14 protein-coding genes are annotated in these 15904 nt (G+C 76.5%); 8 read left to right on the forward strand and 6 right to left on the reverse strand.

The window, feature by feature from the left end; genetic code table 11:
- Positions 1–63: 63 nt before the first annotated feature.
- Positions 64–1848: an ankyrin repeat domain-containing protein gene (locus tag FHR36_RS34570; RefSeq protein WP_253803849.1), complete on the reverse strand. Its 1785-nt coding sequence runs from the start codon at positions 1846–1848 to the stop codon at positions 64–66.
- Complete coding sequence (locus FHR36_RS34575) at positions 1845–2978, reverse strand: leucine-rich repeat domain-containing protein (protein ID WP_253803851.1); 1134 nt, start codon at positions 2976–2978, stop codon at positions 1845–1847. Before FHR36_RS34575 ends, FHR36_RS34570 begins: the two co-directional genes overlap by 4 nt.
- 314 nt (positions 2979–3292) lie before the next feature.
- Here FHR36_RS34575 and FHR36_RS34580 point away from each other — a divergent pair, with 314 nt between their 5' ends.
- The 4 genes from FHR36_RS34580 to FHR36_RS34595 all read left to right on the forward strand — a co-directional run bounded on the left by FHR36_RS34580 (position 3293) and on the right by FHR36_RS34595 (position 6929).
- Positions 3293–4012 carry a YukJ family protein gene (locus tag FHR36_RS34580; RefSeq protein ID WP_253803853.1) on the forward strand — a complete coding sequence of 240 codons (720 nt, stop codon included), beginning with the start codon at positions 3293–3295 and terminating at the stop codon, positions 4010–4012.
- A 157-nt stretch (positions 4013–4169) separates the two neighbouring features.
- A complete protein-coding gene (locus FHR36_RS34585) occupies positions 4170–5183 on the forward strand; it encodes an Acg family FMN-binding oxidoreductase (RefSeq protein ID WP_253803874.1) in 1014 nt (337 codons plus the stop codon).
- Positions 5184–5314: 131 nt separating this feature from the next.
- The gene (locus FHR36_RS34590; RefSeq protein WP_253803875.1) at positions 5315–6031 is read left to right on the forward strand and encodes an AAA family ATPase; all 717 of its coding nucleotides are present in this window, start codon (positions 5315–5317) and stop codon (positions 6029–6031) included.
- A gap of 16 nt (positions 6032–6047) precedes the next feature.
- A complete protein-coding gene (locus FHR36_RS34595; RefSeq protein WP_253803877.1) occupies positions 6048–6929 on the forward strand; it encodes a glycosyltransferase family 2 protein in 882 nt (293 codons plus the stop codon).
- A gap of 33 nt (positions 6930–6962) precedes the next feature.
- Here the strand turns inward: FHR36_RS34595 and FHR36_RS34600 are convergent, their stop codons facing one another.
- The 4 genes from FHR36_RS34600 to FHR36_RS34615 all read right to left on the reverse strand — a co-directional run bounded on the left by FHR36_RS34600 (position 6963) and on the right by FHR36_RS34615 (position 12451).
- Positions 6963–7829: a universal stress protein gene (locus FHR36_RS34600; RefSeq protein ID WP_253803879.1), complete on the reverse strand. Its 867-nt coding sequence runs from the start codon at positions 7827–7829 to the stop codon at positions 6963–6965.
- A 225-nt stretch (positions 7830–8054) separates the two neighbouring features.
- Positions 8055–8678, reverse strand: a complete 624-nt coding sequence (locus FHR36_RS34605; protein WP_253803881.1) for a class I SAM-dependent methyltransferase — start codon at positions 8676–8678, stop codon at positions 8055–8057.
- Between the two features lie 102 nt (positions 8679–8780).
- The gene (gene fusA / locus FHR36_RS34610) at positions 8781–10850 is read right to left on the reverse strand and encodes an elongation factor G (protein ID WP_253803883.1); all 2070 of its coding nucleotides are present in this window, start codon (positions 10848–10850) and stop codon (positions 8781–8783) included.
- Between the two features lie 308 nt (positions 10851–11158).
- Positions 11159–12451: a cytochrome P450 gene (locus FHR36_RS34615; RefSeq protein WP_253803885.1), complete on the reverse strand. Its 1293-nt coding sequence runs from the start codon at positions 12449–12451 to the stop codon at positions 11159–11161.
- Positions 12452–12665: 214 nt separating this feature from the next.
- Between FHR36_RS34615 and FHR36_RS34620 the strand changes: the two genes are divergently transcribed.
- The 4 genes from FHR36_RS34620 (at position 12666) to FHR36_RS34635 (ending at position 15890) form a co-directional block, all read left to right on the forward strand.
- Positions 12666–13556 (forward strand): hypothetical protein, encoded by an 891-nt coding sequence (locus tag FHR36_RS34620; protein WP_253803887.1) that lies wholly within the window; start codon positions 12666–12668, stop codon positions 13554–13556.
- A 65-nt stretch (positions 13557–13621) separates the two neighbouring features.
- A complete protein-coding gene (locus tag FHR36_RS34625) occupies positions 13622–14590 on the forward strand; it encodes an SDR family NAD(P)-dependent oxidoreductase (RefSeq protein ID WP_253803889.1) in 969 nt (322 codons plus the stop codon).
- Entirely contained in the window at positions 14590–15312 is a 723-nt protein-coding gene (locus FHR36_RS34630) for a polysaccharide deacetylase family protein (RefSeq protein WP_253803891.1), read from the forward strand. Before FHR36_RS34625 ends, FHR36_RS34630 begins: the two co-directional genes overlap by 1 nt.
- Positions 15313–15467: 155 nt before the next feature.
- On the forward strand, positions 15468–15890 hold the full coding sequence (locus FHR36_RS34635) for a hypothetical protein (RefSeq protein ID WP_253803893.1): 423 nt from the start codon (positions 15468–15470) through the stop codon (positions 15888–15890).
- Positions 15891–15904 lie beyond the last annotated feature (14 nt).

Here is a 15904-nt window from a genome sequence, read left to right on the forward strand (position 1 = left end):
GGCCGCCCCGGGCCGTACGGTCGCCGGGCGCGGTGCGGTCATCGGGTGCGGTGCGGGTGGTGCTCACTCGTCCTCGTCCTCGCCGTCCTGCTCGGCCCAGTACTCCTCCTGCTCGTCCATCCACTCGTCCCACCAGTCGGCGCCGAGGTCCGGATGCTCCGCCTGGACGCGCTCGCGCAGGAAGGCGAGGTCGGTGCGCTTGTAGCGGCGGACGATCTGGGCCAGCGACAGTTCGCTGCGGTCGACCGGGTCGAGCCGGGCCCCGGCGGCGATCAGCGCCTCCACCAGGGCGCGCGAGCCGAGGTCGTTGACGGCGACGTACAGCGGGGTGCGGTCGCGGCTGTCGCAGGCCTCCAGGTCCAGACCGGCCGCCAGCAGCCGCGGCAGCAGCGCCTCGTGGTCGAGGAGGTTGAGCACGTGCAGCAGGGTGCGGCCGGAGGCGTCCCGGACCCGGGGGTCGGTGCCGGCGTCCAACATGGCCAGCACCCCCGGGGTGTCGCCGTGCTGGGCGCGCAGGAACAACTCACGGCGCTGGTCGGTCAGCCCGCGCGGCAGCCGGCCCGAGCCGGAGGACCAGGTCTGCTCGACCGCGAAGCAGCCGGCGACCGCGCCGCCGAAGGCGCGCATGGCGCGCTCGCGCTGCTGCTCCTCGTCGCTGTGCGGCATCCTCAGCAGCCCGTCGGGCCGGAAGCCCACTTCGTGCCACTCGCCGCGGCAGCGGACCCGGACCGGCTCCGGCGGCGTCGGCCCGGGCGGACCGGCGTCGGCGCTCGCGGCGAGCGCCGGGAACAGCGCCGCGCGGACCAGCGGGTGCAGCCGGTCGGCGGTGATCCCGCCCTCGCGCAGCAGGTCCAGGTCGGGCAGCCGGCGCCAGAGCGCCTCGGGCAGGATGGGCGCGCCGTCGGCCTGGTCCTGGTCGATCACGGACACCCGCAGCCCGCCGTCCGGCTTCGGGACCAGCAGCGCGAAGGTGCGCCAGCCGACGCGGACCAGGTGGCGCTCGCCGAGGTCCTCGGCGACCAGCCGGCGGACCTCCGGCTCCAGCCGGGCGTGGTTCAGCTCCAGCTGGGCCAGCAGCGCCACCGGGTCCGACCGGTACCAGCGGCTGGTCTCCGGCGCCGTCGGGACGAACTCGTGGCCGGCGGCGGTCAGTCCCTCGGCGGTGCCGCCGCGCTGGTGCGCCAGGGTCAGCCACTCGGCGCGGGCGGCCGGGTCGCCCGGGCCGGGGTCGGCGGCGGGCAGCCGGTCCTCGGCGACCGGGGTGGCGTCGGGGTGGAAGAACGGGGCGCGCTCGGCGCTGCCGCCGCAGCGCTCCAGCAGTTCGCCGGTGCGGCGGGCGTCCCACAGGTGGCGGGCGCGGCGCCAGTCCTCGACCGTGCGGCCGAAGGTGCCGGGGCGCTGCTCGGCGCCGACCGGCTCGAAGCGCAGGGTGAGCCGCTGCGGGCCGTCGATCATCGGCGGCGTGACCACGTGCAGGTACGGGGTGGTGCCCTTGCGCTCGTCCGGGTCGGCGTCGCGGTAGCGGGCCAGCACGACCACCCGGGCGGTGTCGAGGGTGGTGCGGCCGCCCAGCAGCCGCGGCAGGTGCCAGCGCAGCAGGTCCGGGGCAAGGTGGCGGAGGTCCTCGGCGAGCGCGGCGGCGGTCTCGGCGCCGTACTGCCCGGCGACCTGGTCCAGGTCGAACGCCGGGTCCACCAGGGCGGCGGTGAGAGCGCCGCGCCAGTCACCGGCCAGGCGGCGGTCGGTGGCCTGCTCGATCATCCAGCGCGGCACCGCGTACTGCCGGATCCGGCGCCGGCTGGCCGCCTCGTCCGGGCGGAGGAGGCGGCCTGTGGTGCTCGGGCTCAACGGTAGACACTTCCGATCGCGCGCAGGTCGGGGTGGGAGCGGCCGAGCGGGCGCAGCCGCGCGGTGAACGACCGCTTGACCTTGCGCGGCAGGCCCGGGCCGAGCCCGACGTACTCCAGCGCCGAGCCGTCCGGCACGGCGGCCAGCAGGGACTTGGCGCCGCGTCCGGTCAGGCCGGTGTGGCACAGCTCCAGGCGGCGCAGCGGGCTGCCCGGCAGCGCGGCGGCCAGCGCCGCGGCGCCCTCGTCGCCGGTGGTGTTGCCGGTCGCGCCGAGGCTGCGCTCGGACATCGGCCGGCCCAGGTCGAGCGCCTCGATGCCGGCCAGCGCGTCGGCGAGCGCCCGGGCGCCGGCCGGGCCGATGCCGTTGCCGCCGAGGCCGAGCCGCACCGGCCGGGCCGGGTCGGCGGCGGCCGCGAGCAGCGCGGCGCCGCGGTCGCCGAGGTGGTTGGCGGGCAGGTACAGCTCGCGCACGCCCGCCTCGCGGATCAGCGTGGCCAGCAGCGGAGCCGTCTCGGCGGTGAGTCCGTTGCCGCCGAGGAAGAGCCGCTCCACGTGGTGCGGACGGGCCGTCAGGGCGTCCACCAGGGCGCGCAGCCCGTCCGCGGTCAGGCCGGTGTTCACCAGGTCGAGGGTGCGCAGCGCGCTGTCGCGGCGCAGCAGCTCGGCCAGCGTACGGGCGCCCCGCTCGCCGACCGGGTTGCGCTTCAGCCACAGGGCGCGGACGGTGGTGTCCCCGTCCAGCGCGGTCGCGAGGGCGGCGACGCCCGCGGGGCCGATCCGGTTGCAGCCGAGGTAGAGGGTGTGCAGGCCGTGCCCGTCGGTCAGCACGGCGGCGACCGTGCGCGCGCCATCGTCCCCGATCGCATTGGTGCCGAGCAGGACGTGCGCGGCGTGCGGGGAGGCGGCGGCGGCCGGCATCAGCCGGGCGGCGCCGGCCGGTCCGAGGCCCTGCTTGCACAGGTCGACCCGCCCGTCGGCCCGCAGGGTGCCGACCGGGAAGACCTCGTCGGCCTCGACCGGTGCGGCCGACCCGAGGCGGGCCAGCAGCGGGTCCAGGGCGGCGGGGTCGCCGATCGGAATGTCCGGGTGCTCGATCGCGGGGCACCGTACGGGTGTCGGCTGCGTCATCACCACTCCACACCGGTCGGTCAAAGGTGGCAAGGCCGGTCGGATTCGAACCGACGTCCTCCAGCTTGATGCTTGGGCGCGACGACCTCTGCGCTACAGCCTTGCCGCGGGAGATCATAGCGGTCCCCGGCCCGGTGTTCGAATCGCGGCCAGGGGCTGCCGCCGCAGGTCAACGGATGTGCACGATCGAGCCGTTGACCACTCGGACCGGTGAACATCGGATGACGGGCGGACGTTCTCCACCCCCGGCCGGCGCCGGTGCGAGAAGGTGTGCCCGCGACCAGCTCACGCCCCGTCAACCGGGAGGACACCCGATGCCCATCGCCCACTACGGCGTGCTCGCCGCCCGGGCCGTCGGCCGCCGCCGGGAAGGCGCCGGCGACACCCCGCACTACCAGATCCACCTGCGCGACCAGGGCGGCACCGAGTTCCGGGCCGCCGTCAACGTGCAGTCCCAGCAGGCCCCCTCCGACCTGATGTACCTCGTCGACGACGACTTCCACCACCCCGTCACCGCGCTGCTGCTCGCCACCGCCTTGGGCTGGACCCCGCTGCCCCCGCGCCCCGGCACCGCGGCCCTCGACCTGGTCCGCGACAAGCTCCTCGACCCGGCCGCCCTGCGCACCCTCCCGCCCGACCGGCCCGGTCCCGACAACGACCTCGCCGACCTGCTCGACCAGCGCGTCCAGCAGGCGATCGCCGAACCCGACGCCGTCGTGTACGTCTTCGGGCAGCGCTGGCCCACCGAGCCCACCACCCCGGACAAGGTGTTCGGGTTCACGCCCGGCAACGGCGTCCACGACGTCCATATGAACCAGGGCAACAGCGGCCGCTTCCGCAGCGACGACGGCGTCCACCAGGACGGCGCGCTGCTGATCCACCGGCCCGCCGAGGCCCGCTGGACCGCCGTCTTCCTCGCCTTCCAGTCCCAGTCCTGGCACACGGACGACCGCACCGGCCACGCCCTCGACACCCCGCTGCCCCACCCGCGCGGGCACCACGCCGGCCACCCGCACGGCAGCGCCACGCCCTGAGCCGCCCCGACCTCCCGCGCGCCGGGCCGTTCCCTCGGCGCGCGGGGCTGCGCGGTCCCGCGCCCCGGGGACCTTCGGCCCTACCGCGCCGCCCGGCCCGCGAGCACGCTGATCTTGTCAGCCACCGCCGGCCCGCAGCGGCAAGGAGTGAGCCATCATGACCGCGCTCGCACTCACCGACACCCAGCTGGACCTGCTCGCCGCCGCCGGCGGCGCCGCGCCCTCGCTGCACAACAGCCAGCCCTGGCGCTTTTGCCCGACCGCCGACCGCCACGGGCTCCAGGTCCGCATCGATTCCTCCCGGGCCGTCCCGATCACCGACCCCGACGGCCGCGCCCTCCACCTGTCCGTCGGCGCCGCCGTGTTCAACCTGCGGGTCGCCGCCGCCCAGCTCGGCCGCACCGCCACCGTACGGCTGCTGCCCGACCCGGCAGACCCGCAGCTGGCCGCCGAACTCGACCTCTCCGCACCCGCCGAGGACCGCCGGCCCTTCGGCCCCGACCTCTACCCGGCGATCGCCCACCGCCACTCCAGCCGCCGCCCGTTCAGCAACCGCGACATCCCCGAGCAGATCCTCGGCGACCTCGTCGATGCCGCCCGCGCCGAAGGCGTGGACCTCGCCGTCCTCGAGGAGTACGGCGTACGCCGCGTGCTGGAGCTGACCACCGAGGCCGAACTCCGCACCGCCGCCGACCTCGCGCGCCAGGCCGAGACCCGCAGCTGGCTGCGCCCGGAGGGCCCCACCGCGGACGGCATGCCGCCCGCGGTGCTCGGACCGCAGGACCACGACGCCCGCGTCCCCGTCCGCAGCTTCACCGGCCACCCGCCGACCCGCCCGGCCCCGCCCACCGAACGCTTCGAACCGCTCCCGCAGCTCGCCACCCTCGCCACCCGCACCGACCATCCCGCGGACTGGCTGCGCACCGGGCAAGCGATGGAACGCGTCTGGCTGCTCGCCACCGTCCACGGCGTCCGCGCCTCCGTCCTCCACCAGGCCGTCGAATGGCCCGACACCCGCTGGCGCCTGCGCGAACCCGAGGACGGCCCCGCCCACGTCCAACTCGTCCTGCGCCTTGGCTACGGCCCGCCCGGAACCCCCTCCCCGCGCCGCCCGGTCGGCGAGATCCTCGACGACACCCACCCGGCCGAGCCCCACCTCCCGACCGGCTGACGCGGCCTGCGCCCGTCCTACGCCCCGCGTACCCGCGGCGACTTCGCCCTCACCCAAGCGTACATGCGCCGCCCCTGACCCCCGGACCCCGAACGGACAGGCTCCCGATGTCCGCGTGAGAGGATGCCGGGATGGTCGGCCAGGAGAGCATGGTGAGCGCGGCGTCCGAGAGCGCGCCGTGCGACCTCGCCCCGCACGGCGTGGTCGACCTGCGCGGACGCCGCGGCGAACCGGTCCGGCTCACCTACGCGGCCGATGCCGTCGTGGTCGTCGGCGGGCTGCCCGGCAGTGGGAAGAGCACGCTGATCCGCCGGTGGGAACCGGCCGTCCGCGCGGACGTCGTCGACCCCCGCCGCACCCGCCTCGCCTGCCAGGCCGTCATGCCGTCCTGGCTCCGGTACGCCGCGTACCGGCCGTGGACCAGGACGCTCCACCTCCTGCGCACCCGCGCCGCGTTCCGCCGGCCCGGTCCGCTGCTGGTGCACGACTGCGCCAGCCGCTGGTGGATGCGCCGCCTCCTCGCCCGCTGGGCCCGGCGGTACCACCGCGAACTGCACGTCGTCCTCCTCGCCGTCCACCGCGAGGACGCCCTCGCCGGCCAGCGCGCCCGCAACCGCACCACCGGCGGCCGCGTCTTCCGCCGTCACGTCCGCGGCCTCACCCGCCTCACGGACGCCCTGGAGGGCCGGGGCCGAGCCGCGCTCCCCGGCGCAACGTCCGTCCTGCTGGCGGACGCCGCCTCGCGCGAACGCCTCGCCGCCGTGGCCTTCCTGACGGACGACCACCTTGCCCACCTGCCGCACCAGCGGCGCAGTGGAACGGTCCAGGACGCCGACCACCCGGCGTGACCCGAAGGAGAAGGCGATGACCGGCACCGAGGCGACCGTCGACGCGGTGGTCCTCACCATGAACGACCGCCCCGACGAGTTCCCCAGGGCGATGGCGTCGCTGCTCGCCCAGAAGGGCGTCGACCTGCGCGTGGTCGTCGTCGGCAACGGCGTCGTACCCGACCACGTCCCGGCCGGCGTCCGCACCGTGGCCCTCGCCGAGAACACCGGCATCCCGCAGGGCCGCAACGCCGGGGCGGACGCCCTCGCCGGGCCGGACGCGGGGGAGTTCGTCTTCTTCTTCGACAACGACGCGGTCCTCCCCACCACCGACACCCTCGCCCGACTGGTCGACGAGGCCCGCCGCCACCCGGAGGCCGCCTACCTCCAGCCCCGCATCGCCGACCCCGACACCGGGGTGACCGTGCGCCGCTGGGTGCCACGGCTCGGGGCCGGCGACCCGATGCGCCCTGGCACGGTCACGGTGATGGCGGAAGGCGTCCTGGTCCGCCGCGCCGACTACGACCGGGCCGGCGGCTGGCCGGGCCACTTCTTCCTCTACCACGAGGGCCTCGACCTCAGCTGGCGGCTCTGGGACCTCGGCCGCACCGGCTGGTACGCACCCGACATCACCGTCCACCACCCGGCCACCGACCCCGCCCGCCACGCCCTCTACTTCCGGCTGGTCGCCCGCAACCGGGTGTGGGTCGCCTACCGCCGCCTCCCCGCCCCGCTGATCCCGCTCTACCTGGCCGCCTGGACCCTGCTCACCGTCGCCCGCACCCGCTCGCGGGCCGGGCTCGCCACCTGGTTCGCCGGCCTGCGTGAAGGGCTGCGCGGCGGCCACGGCGAACGGCGGCCGATGTCCTGGACCACCGTGTGGCGGCTGACCAGGGCAGGCCGGCCGCCGATCGTCTGACGCCCCGGGCGGTCCGGCGCCCGCGGGGGAGGCTCAGCTCTCCGCTTCGGCGGGCGGCGGTACGGTGACCACCGGGCAGTGGGCGCGGTGCAGCAGCCCGTGCGGCACCGAACCCAGCCGCATGCCGGTGAACCCGCCGTGGCCCCGCCGGCCGACCACCACCGCGAGGGCGCCCTCCGAGACCCGGGCCAGCTCCTCGACCGGATGCCCGCGCAGCACCTCGCGCTCCAGCTCCAGATCGGGGAACTGCTCGACGCAGCCCGCCGTGGCCACGTGCAGCTGACGGCGCAACTCCTCCACGGCGACCTTCTCGTCGAACGGCACGATCAGCGGCACCTGCCACACCCACGCCGCCCGCAGCGCCGCCCCGCGACGCGCGGCGAACTCCGCGGCGAACTGCACCGCCGTCACCGACGACGGGCTGCCGTCCACGCCCACCACCACCCACGGCCGCCCGTCGGCGGGCGGCTCCGGGTCGCGGACCACGACCACCGGGCAGCGGGCCTGCGCACTGACCGGGACGGTCACCGAGTAGCCGCTGAGGATCTCCTCCAGCCGGCTCATCCCACGCGAGCCGAGGACCAGCAGCTCGGCCTGCGTCGACTCCCGGCACAGCACCCGCGCCGGGCTGCCGTCGGCGATCACCGGCACGGTCTTCAGGCCCGCCACACGTCCCCGGACCAGCTCGACGATCTGGTCCAGCGCCGCGCCACCGCTCTCGCTCGACGAGCCGTGGCGGCGCTTGCCCTCGCCGCGCCGCTCCTCCGGGACGGCGTGCACCAGCCGCAGCGGCACACCTCGCCGGTCCGCCTCGTCCGCCGCCCACGCCACCACCGTGGGGTTGACGGCGAGCGCGTCGACGCCGAGCACGACCGGCCGACGTTCACCCGTGGACGTCATGGACCCTCCTCCACCTCGCCCCCGCACCGCGCCGCACGCGGTCCTACCCCCACGCTAGGCCCGCCCCACCGCCCGAGCGACGCCCGACTGACCCGTCCGGGAGGTCCGCGGTCCACCATCAGGGGCTCGGGGAACTGCGAGGCCCGCCCCGGGGTCGGCGTAGTTTGCTGGTATCGCTCACCACGGGGTCGGCCTCGCAGTTCCCCGAGCCCCTGATGGTTCTCGTCAGGCCGTGGGGCGGTGTACCCGGACGAGGGTGTCGATCGCGTCGGCGGTGGTGCCGTCCGGTCGGGCGACGGGGCGGCGGACGCGTTCCGCGCGGTCGGTGGCGAGGCCGAGGCCGTCGAGGTGGGCGAGGACGCCGTCCGGCGTGTGCAGGACGGCCGGGTCCTGGGGGCCGCCGGTGCCGTCGGTCAGGTTGGTGGCGTCGTGGCCGACCAGCAGCAGCGTGCCGCCGGGCGCGAGCGCGCCGGCGGCGGTCCGCAGGACGGCGCCCATCGCGGCACCCGGCAACTGCAGGTACGCGATCACCACCAGGTCGTACCCGCCCTCCTCGGGCCGGTAGTCGAGCAGGTCGGCCCGTACCAGGTCGACCCGCGCCGAGACGTCGGCGGGCAACTGCGCCGCCAGCCGCCGGGCCCGGTCGATGGCGACGGCCGCGAAGTCGACGGCGGTCACCCGCCAGCCGCGCGCGGCGAGCCAGAGGCTGTTGCGGCCCTCGCCGGCGGCGAGGTCGAGGGCGCGGCCGGGCGGCAGGTCGGCGGTCTCGGCGGCGACCCAGCGGTTGGGTTCGGTGCCCCAGACCAGGTCGGCGGCCGCGTAGCGGGCGTCCCAGGCGTGACTGTCCATCGTGTCGCTCCTCCGGTGTTCGGTCCGGCCGTGCCCGTCTCGCATTCTCCGCGATCCGGCCCACCCGCGAGGGCGGGCGGGCCGGATCGGGGCCGTCAGCGGCTACCGGGGCGCGGGAGCCGGCGCGTAGCCGGTCGGCCGGGCCGTGAAGGTGCCGCGGCCCTGCGTACGGCTGCGCAGCCGCGTCGCGTAGCCGAACAGTTCGGCGAGCGGCACGGTCGCGGTGACCACGGCGGTGCCGGCCCGCGCGGTGGAGCCGGTGATCCGGCCGCGGCGGGCGGCGAGGTCGCCGAGGACTCCACCGACGGCGTCCTCGGGGACGGTGACGGCGACCTCGACGACCGGTTCGAGCAGGGCGGTCGTACAGGCCCGGAGGGCTTCGCGGAGGGCGAGCCGTCCGGCGGTGCGGAAGGCGAGCTCCGAGGAGTCCTTCGGGTGGGTGGCGCCGTCGGTCAGGGTGACCCGGACACCGGTCACCGGGTGGCCGAGCGGGCCTTCGGCGAGGGCGTCGCGGCAGCCGGCCTCGACCGCCTGCACGTACTCCCTCGGCACCCGGCCGCCGACCACCGTCGAGCCGAACGCGAAGTGTTCCGCGCCCGGTTCGCCGGCGCCGGGCAGCGGCTCGACGTCCAGCACGAGGTGGGCGAACTGCCCGGCGCCGCCGTCCTGCTTGACGTGCCGGTGCACCAGCCCCGTGAGGCCGCGCACTGGTGCCTCCCGGTACGTCACCTGCGGGCGGCCGACGGCGATCTCCAGCCCGGTGGCGCGGCGGATCTTCTCCACCGCGACCTCCAGGTGCAGCTCGCCCATGCCGGACAGCACGGTCTGGCCCGTCTCCGGGTCGGTCCGCACCGCCAGCGACGGGTCCTCCTCCACCGAGCGGGCCAGCGCGGACGCCAGCCGGTCGGTGTCCACGCTGCGCCGCGCCTCGACCGCGACCGAGACCACCGGCTCGGCCGCCGACGGCGGCTCGAGCACCAGCGGGGCGCCCGGTGCGCACAGCGTCGTACCGGTCCGGGCGGCCTTCAGCCCGATGACGGCGACGATGTCGCCCGCGACGGCCTGCTCGACCTCCTCCTGCCGGTCGGCCTGCACCCGCAGGACGCGGCCGACCCGCTCGGTGCGTCCGGTGCCCGCGTCCAGCACCACGTCGCCCTTGCGCAGCGAGCCCGAGTAGACCCGCACGGACGTCAGGCGGCCGCGGCCGCCGGTGGTCACCTTGAACACCAGCCCGGCGAACGGCTCCGCCGGGTCGGCGGCCCGCACCCGCTGGGCGCCGTCGTACGTGCCGCGCACCGGCGGCACGTCCAGCGGCGAGGGCAGGTACGCGGTGACGGCGTCCAGCAGCGGCTCGATGCCGCGGTTGCGGTACGCCGCGCCGCAGAGCACCACGACGCCCTCACCGGCGAGGGTGAGGTCGCGCAGCGCCCGGACCAGCGTGGCGTCACGCAGCGCCGCGTCGGCGCAGAACTCCTCCAGGGCGAGCGGATGGAGTTCGGACACCGCCTCCTCCAGCCGCCGCCGACGTCGCCGGGCCTCCTCCGCCAGCTCGGGCGGGACCGGCCCCTCGACGCAGCGTTCGGAGCCGTCCGGCCAGACCAGGGCGCGCATCCGGACCAGGTCAACCACACCGGTGAAGCCGTCCTCGGCACCGATCGGCAGCTGCACCACCAGCGGGACGACGCCGAGCCGCACGCGGATGGAGGCGACCGCGGCGTCCAGGTCGGCGCCCGCCCGGTCGAGCTTGTTGACGAAGGCGAGCCGCGGCACGCCGTACCGGTCGGCCTGCCGCCACACCGACTCGCTCTGCGGCTCGACACCGGCGACCGCGTCGAAGACCGCGACCGCGCCGTCGAGCACCCGCAGGGAGCGCTCGACCTCGTCGGCGAAGTCGACATGGCCGGGGGTGTCGATCAGGTTGAGCCGGTGGCCGCGCCAGCCGCAGCTGACGGCGGCGGCGAAGATGGTGATGCCGCGGTCGCGCTCCTGGGAGTCGAAGTCGGTGACGGTGGTGCCGTCGTGGACCTCACCGCGCTTGTGGACCTCGCCGGTGAGGAAGAGGATCCGCTCGGTCACGGTGGTCTTCCCGGCGTCCACGTGGGCGAGGATGCCGAGGTTGCGGACGGCGGTGACAGGGACGTCGAGGAGCAGACCGGGGAATGCGATGGTCATGGCCGCAGGGCCTTTCGAGGGGTGAATCGGATCAGGGCGGCGCGATTCCCCGACGGATCGTGTCGTGGTGGCCCGTCAGGACATCCGGTGGCGGCCGCGCAGCCGGCACCGGACGGACGAGGACACCAGGATCACCTCGAAGCGCGACGAGGGGACGACGACGGCAACGGCGCTGGTACGCACGGCCGGTCTCCCCTCACTCGTCACGGAGCGCGCCGCAGGATCGGGTGGCGGCGCGCGTTCGGACTCGAGTCTAGGAAGCCCGGACCCGCCGCGGCATCCGAATTACCGCCCGCCCCGACACCCCGTCAGCACGCCCGGACGGTGACCGGGGTGGGACCGTCCGGCCGCACGGTGATGCTGTACGCGGCGCCGGTCGGCACCGAGGCGAACACCGGTACGTACGCGGGCAGCAGCAGCTCCAGCAGGGCCACCGTCTCCCGCAGCGCGAACTGCGCCCCCAGGCACGCCCGCGCCCCCAGCCCGAACGGCAGGTACGCGCCCGGGTGGGTGGGCCGCCCGCCCGGCTCGGTGAACCGCCGCGGTGCGAAGCGCTCCGGTTCGGGCCACAGCGCCGGGTCCCGGTGGGTCAGGTACGGGCAGACCAGCAGGTCGGTGCCGGCCTCGATCCGGTGGCCGAGCAGCACGTCCTCCTCGGCCGCGGACCTGGGCAGCATCCAGGCGGACGGATAGAGCCGCAGCGTCTCCTCGACCAGCGCCCGCAGCGCCTCGCGGCGGCCCGGCGATCCGTCCGGGCCCGCCGCCAGCGCCTCCTCGCGGGCCTGCGGGGACCGGTCCAGCAGCAGGTACAGCCAGGTCAGCGTGGTCGCCGTGGTCTCGTGCCCGGCCACCAGCAGGGTCACCAGCTCGTCGCGGACCAGCCGGTCAGTGTACTCCGGCCGCTCCTCGCCCGCCGCCACCAGCAGGTGCAGCAGCCCGGGACCGTCCGGCCCGGCCTCCCCGCGCCGCGCCGCCGCCAGGGCGTGCTCGGCGACCGCGTCGATCCGGGCCAGGTCGGCCGCGACCGCGGGCGGCACGTCCACCGCGTCGGCGGGCAGCGTCGGCAGCGCGGCCACCACCGAGCCGATCGCGCCGAGCTCGCGCTCGGTGGTGTCGTCGACCGGATTCCCGGTGAGCGAGCGCCAGACCGTGTCCAGCGCGAAGCGGCGCATCTCCTCGCCCAGGTCGACCGTCCGCCCGCTGCCCGCGTACCCCGCCCAGCGCTCGGCCGCGGTCCGGGCCGCCGCGTCGATCCGCTGCTGGTAGCGGCGCATCCCCGGGCCGGTGAACTGCGCCTGCAGCAGTCGCCGCTGCCGCTTCCACGCCTCGCCCGTGGCGGCCAGCACCCCGTCGCCGACCAGCAGCCGGGCGCGGTGCGAACGCTTGACGTACCGGTCCGGGTGGCGCGCCAGCACGTGCTGCACCGCCCGTGGATCGGTCACCACCACCGTCGGCCGCCCGCCCAGCCGGAACCCGGCCACCCCGCCGTGCCGCTCCCGGGCCAGCGCCATCAGCTCGACCAGCTCGCCGCCCCGCTCGCGCCACCGCCCGACGGCGGCGCCGTCCAGCTCCGGGACCGGGATCGTGGTGTCGGTCGCCACGGGGGCTGCTCCTTCGCGCGTCGTCGAGTCGGCCGCGGCCGGTGGGCCCTGACGGACTGTACGGCATCCGCCACCCGTGGTGACAGGCCGTCCTGGCCGGTGACCGGCGGGGCGGCGTGCGGGGGCCGGGGGAGCGGCACAGACTGGGTGGCGGGCTCCGACGACCGCAGCGCCCTGGCGGCCCCGCGGCCCCCGAACCGAGACGTGGGGAACGATGCTGCTGGGACTCACCGCCGCACTGGTCGCGACCGTCTGCTTCGGCTTCGCGTCCGTCCTCCAGGCCCGCGGCGCCCGGGCGGCCCCGCGCGCCGACCGGGTCCGGCTCGGGCTGCTCACCGCGCTCGCCCGCTCCTGGCCGTTCCTGCTGGGCACCGGGATGGACGTCGGCGGGTTCGCGCTGAGCATCGTCGCCCTGCGCAGCCTGCCGCTGTTCGTCGTCCAGGCGGTGACCAACGCCAGCCTCGCGGTCACCGCCCTCGCCGCGGTCCGCTGGCTCGGCGCCCGCCTGCACCGCCCCGACGTGGTCGGAATCGTCGGCGTGGTCGCCGGACTGATCCTGCTCGCCCTCGGCTCCGGCCACGAGGGCCGCGAGGACGCCCCGCTCGCCTTCCACCTCGCCCTGCTCGGCACCACCCTGGTCACCCTGGTGCTCACCGCCGTCCTTGCCCGCCGCGACGGCAACGGCGCCGCGGCCGGACTCGGCCTGCTCGCCGGTGTCGGCTTCGGCGTCACCAGCCTCGCCGTCCGGGTCCTGAACGCCGGCAGCGCGGCCGAGCTGTTCAGCGACCCGGCCACCTACGCGCTCGCCCTCGGCGGCCTCGGCGGCTACGTCGCGTACGCCCTCGCGCTGCAGCGCGGCACCGTCACCGCCGCCACCGCCGCCGGGACCGTCGCCGAGACCTTCGGGCCGGCCGTGATCGGCGTGCTGGTCCTCGACGACACCGCCCGTCCGGGCTACGCCTGGTCCGCCGCCGCCGGGTTCGTCCTCGCCGTCGGCGGCACCTTCCTGCTCTCCCGCTTCGGCGAGGTCGAGGAGCCTCGAACGGAGCAACCCGACCCCCCGGCCGGGGCCTTACCGCCCGAGCGCACCGCCCGGCCCAGGTAGCCCCGGCTCGGACCCCGTGCGAAGGTGACTTGCCGGGACACCTCCGACACAACGGGCAGGTCGACATGGCTGACGACGGCGGTCATCACGGCGGCGGCCACCACGGCACCGCACCCCACCACGGCACCGCACCCCACAACGGCGCCCCGCTCCACGGCGCACCCCTGGACGGCACGCCCGTCGACGGCACCCCCGCGTACGGCGCCCGGCCCAACGGCTCGCAGGGCAACGGCGCGCACCCCGACGCCGCCAGGCACACCGACCCGCTCGCCGACGGCTCCGCCGCCCGCGGCGCCCCCGTCGCCCTGGTCACCGGCGCCTCCTCCGGCATCGGCGCCGCCACCGCCGCCCGCCTCGCCGACGCCGGCTGGCGCCTGCTGCTCGCAGGCACCGACCGCACCCGCCTCGCTGCCGTCGCCGACCGCACCGGCGGCCTCGCCCTCGCCGAGGACCTCAGCACCGCCGACGGCGCCCGCCGCCTCGCCGAGCGCGCCCACGCCGCCTCCGGACGGATCGACGCGCTGATCGCCAGTGCCGGACTCGGCTGGCGCGGCCCCTTCGCCGACACCCCGCCCGAGACCCTCGAGCGCATGGTCTCCGTCAACCTGACCGCGCCCCTGCTGCTGGCCCGCCGGCTGCTCCCCGACATGCTCGAACGCGGGCGCGGCCGGATCGTCCTGATCGGCTCGATGGCCGGTCAGGTCGGCGTCCGCGACGAGGCCGCCTACGCCGCCACCAAGGCCGGACTGACGATGTTCGCCGAGAGCCTCTGGTACGAGCTGCGCGGCACCGGCGTCGGCGTCCGGCTCATCCTCCCCGGCGCCGTCGACACCCCGTTCTTCACCACCCGCGGCACCCCCTACCAGCGCGAACGGCCGCGCCCGGTGTCCGCCGAGAAGATCGCCGACACCGTCGTCCGCACCATCACCACCCGCACCGACCGGCTCTTCGTACCGAACTGGCTCGCCGCACCGGCCCGCTTCCACGGCGCCGCGCCCGGCGTGTTCCGGCGGCTCGCCGCGCGGTTCGGCTGATGCGGGTTCGGTTGATGCGGGCCGGGGCCGCCGCACTCGGCGCCGCGGCCGGGGTGCAACTGCTGCACCTGGCCCCGTCGGTGGTCCGCCTCGCGCCCGCCCGCCGGCTGCTCGCCCCGCACCTGTCCGGGCCCGGCGGCGCCCACCACGTCGCGCTCACCTTCGACGACGGCCCCGACCCGCGCTCCACTCCGGCCGTCCTCGACGCGCTCGACGGACTCGGTGTCCGCGCCACCTTCTTCCTGCTCGGCAGCGCGCTCGAACGCGCCCCGGCCCTCGGCCGCGAACTCGTCGAACGGGGCCACGAGGTCGCCGTCCACGGCTGGTACCACCGGGTGCAGTGGTACCCGGCGCCGCGCCGCGACCTGCGCGAGCTGCGCCGCACCACCGAGGCCGTCACCGAGTTCTGCGGGGCCGCCCCGCGGTGGTACCGGCCCCCGTACGGCGTGCTCACCGCCGGCCTCGCGCTCGCCGCCCGCCGGCTCGGGCTGCGGACCGTCCTGTGGTCGGCCTGGGGCCGCGACTGGACCGCCGACGCCACCCCCGCCTCCGTCCTCGCCACCGCCCGCCCCGCCCTCACCGGCGGCGCCACCCTCCTCCTGCACGACTCCGACTGCACCTCCGCCCCCGACTCCTGGCGCGCCACCCTCGGCGCCCTCCCCCTCCTCGCCGCCCACTGCACCCGACACGGCCTCACCCTCGGCCCCCTCCGCGACCACTGACGCCGCAGGCCTGGACGCGACGGCCCGGATTCCCGCCCGGCCCGGAAGCCCGCTGACCCGGGCGGCGCGGCGCCGGGACGCCGTCCGGCGAACAGGCGCGCAGGGGCGCTACGATCCCCCCGGACGGGCGGTGGGCGACGGCAGGGAGTGACGTGATGGACGGCACGGGCCGGGCGGCCGTCGGGTTGGCCGTGGCGCTGCGGGACGCCCACTTCCGGCTGAAGTGCCTGGCCAGGGCGTGGGAGGACGGCGCGCCGAAGGGGGCGGTCCGCGGGCGGGCGGCGCTGGGGCCGACGTGGCAGTACACCGACGACCCCGACCGGGCGACCTACACGGATGGTCAGGCGATCGAGCTGGCCGACGGCCTGACGGTGGTGCTGGAGCTCTCGGTGCGGTTCAGTGCGGCCGGCACCGATCTGCTCGCCGGGGCGTACGTCGAGGGCGACGACGGGAACGCCGCCGAGTTGCTCTCCACCGGTCCGGAGGAGTTCCCGCCGAGCGCCGACGCGCTGGTCGCCGAGATCGGCCGCTGTCTGGACCGGATGGAGCACCTGGACCCGGCCGGCGTCCTCTGTTGACACCGCCGACAGCG

Origin of the sequence: Kitasatospora cinereorecta, from assembly GCF_024172095.1 — a bacterium.
GTDB lineage: Bacteria > Actinomycetota > Actinomycetes > Streptomycetales > Streptomycetaceae > Kitasatospora > Kitasatospora cinereorecta.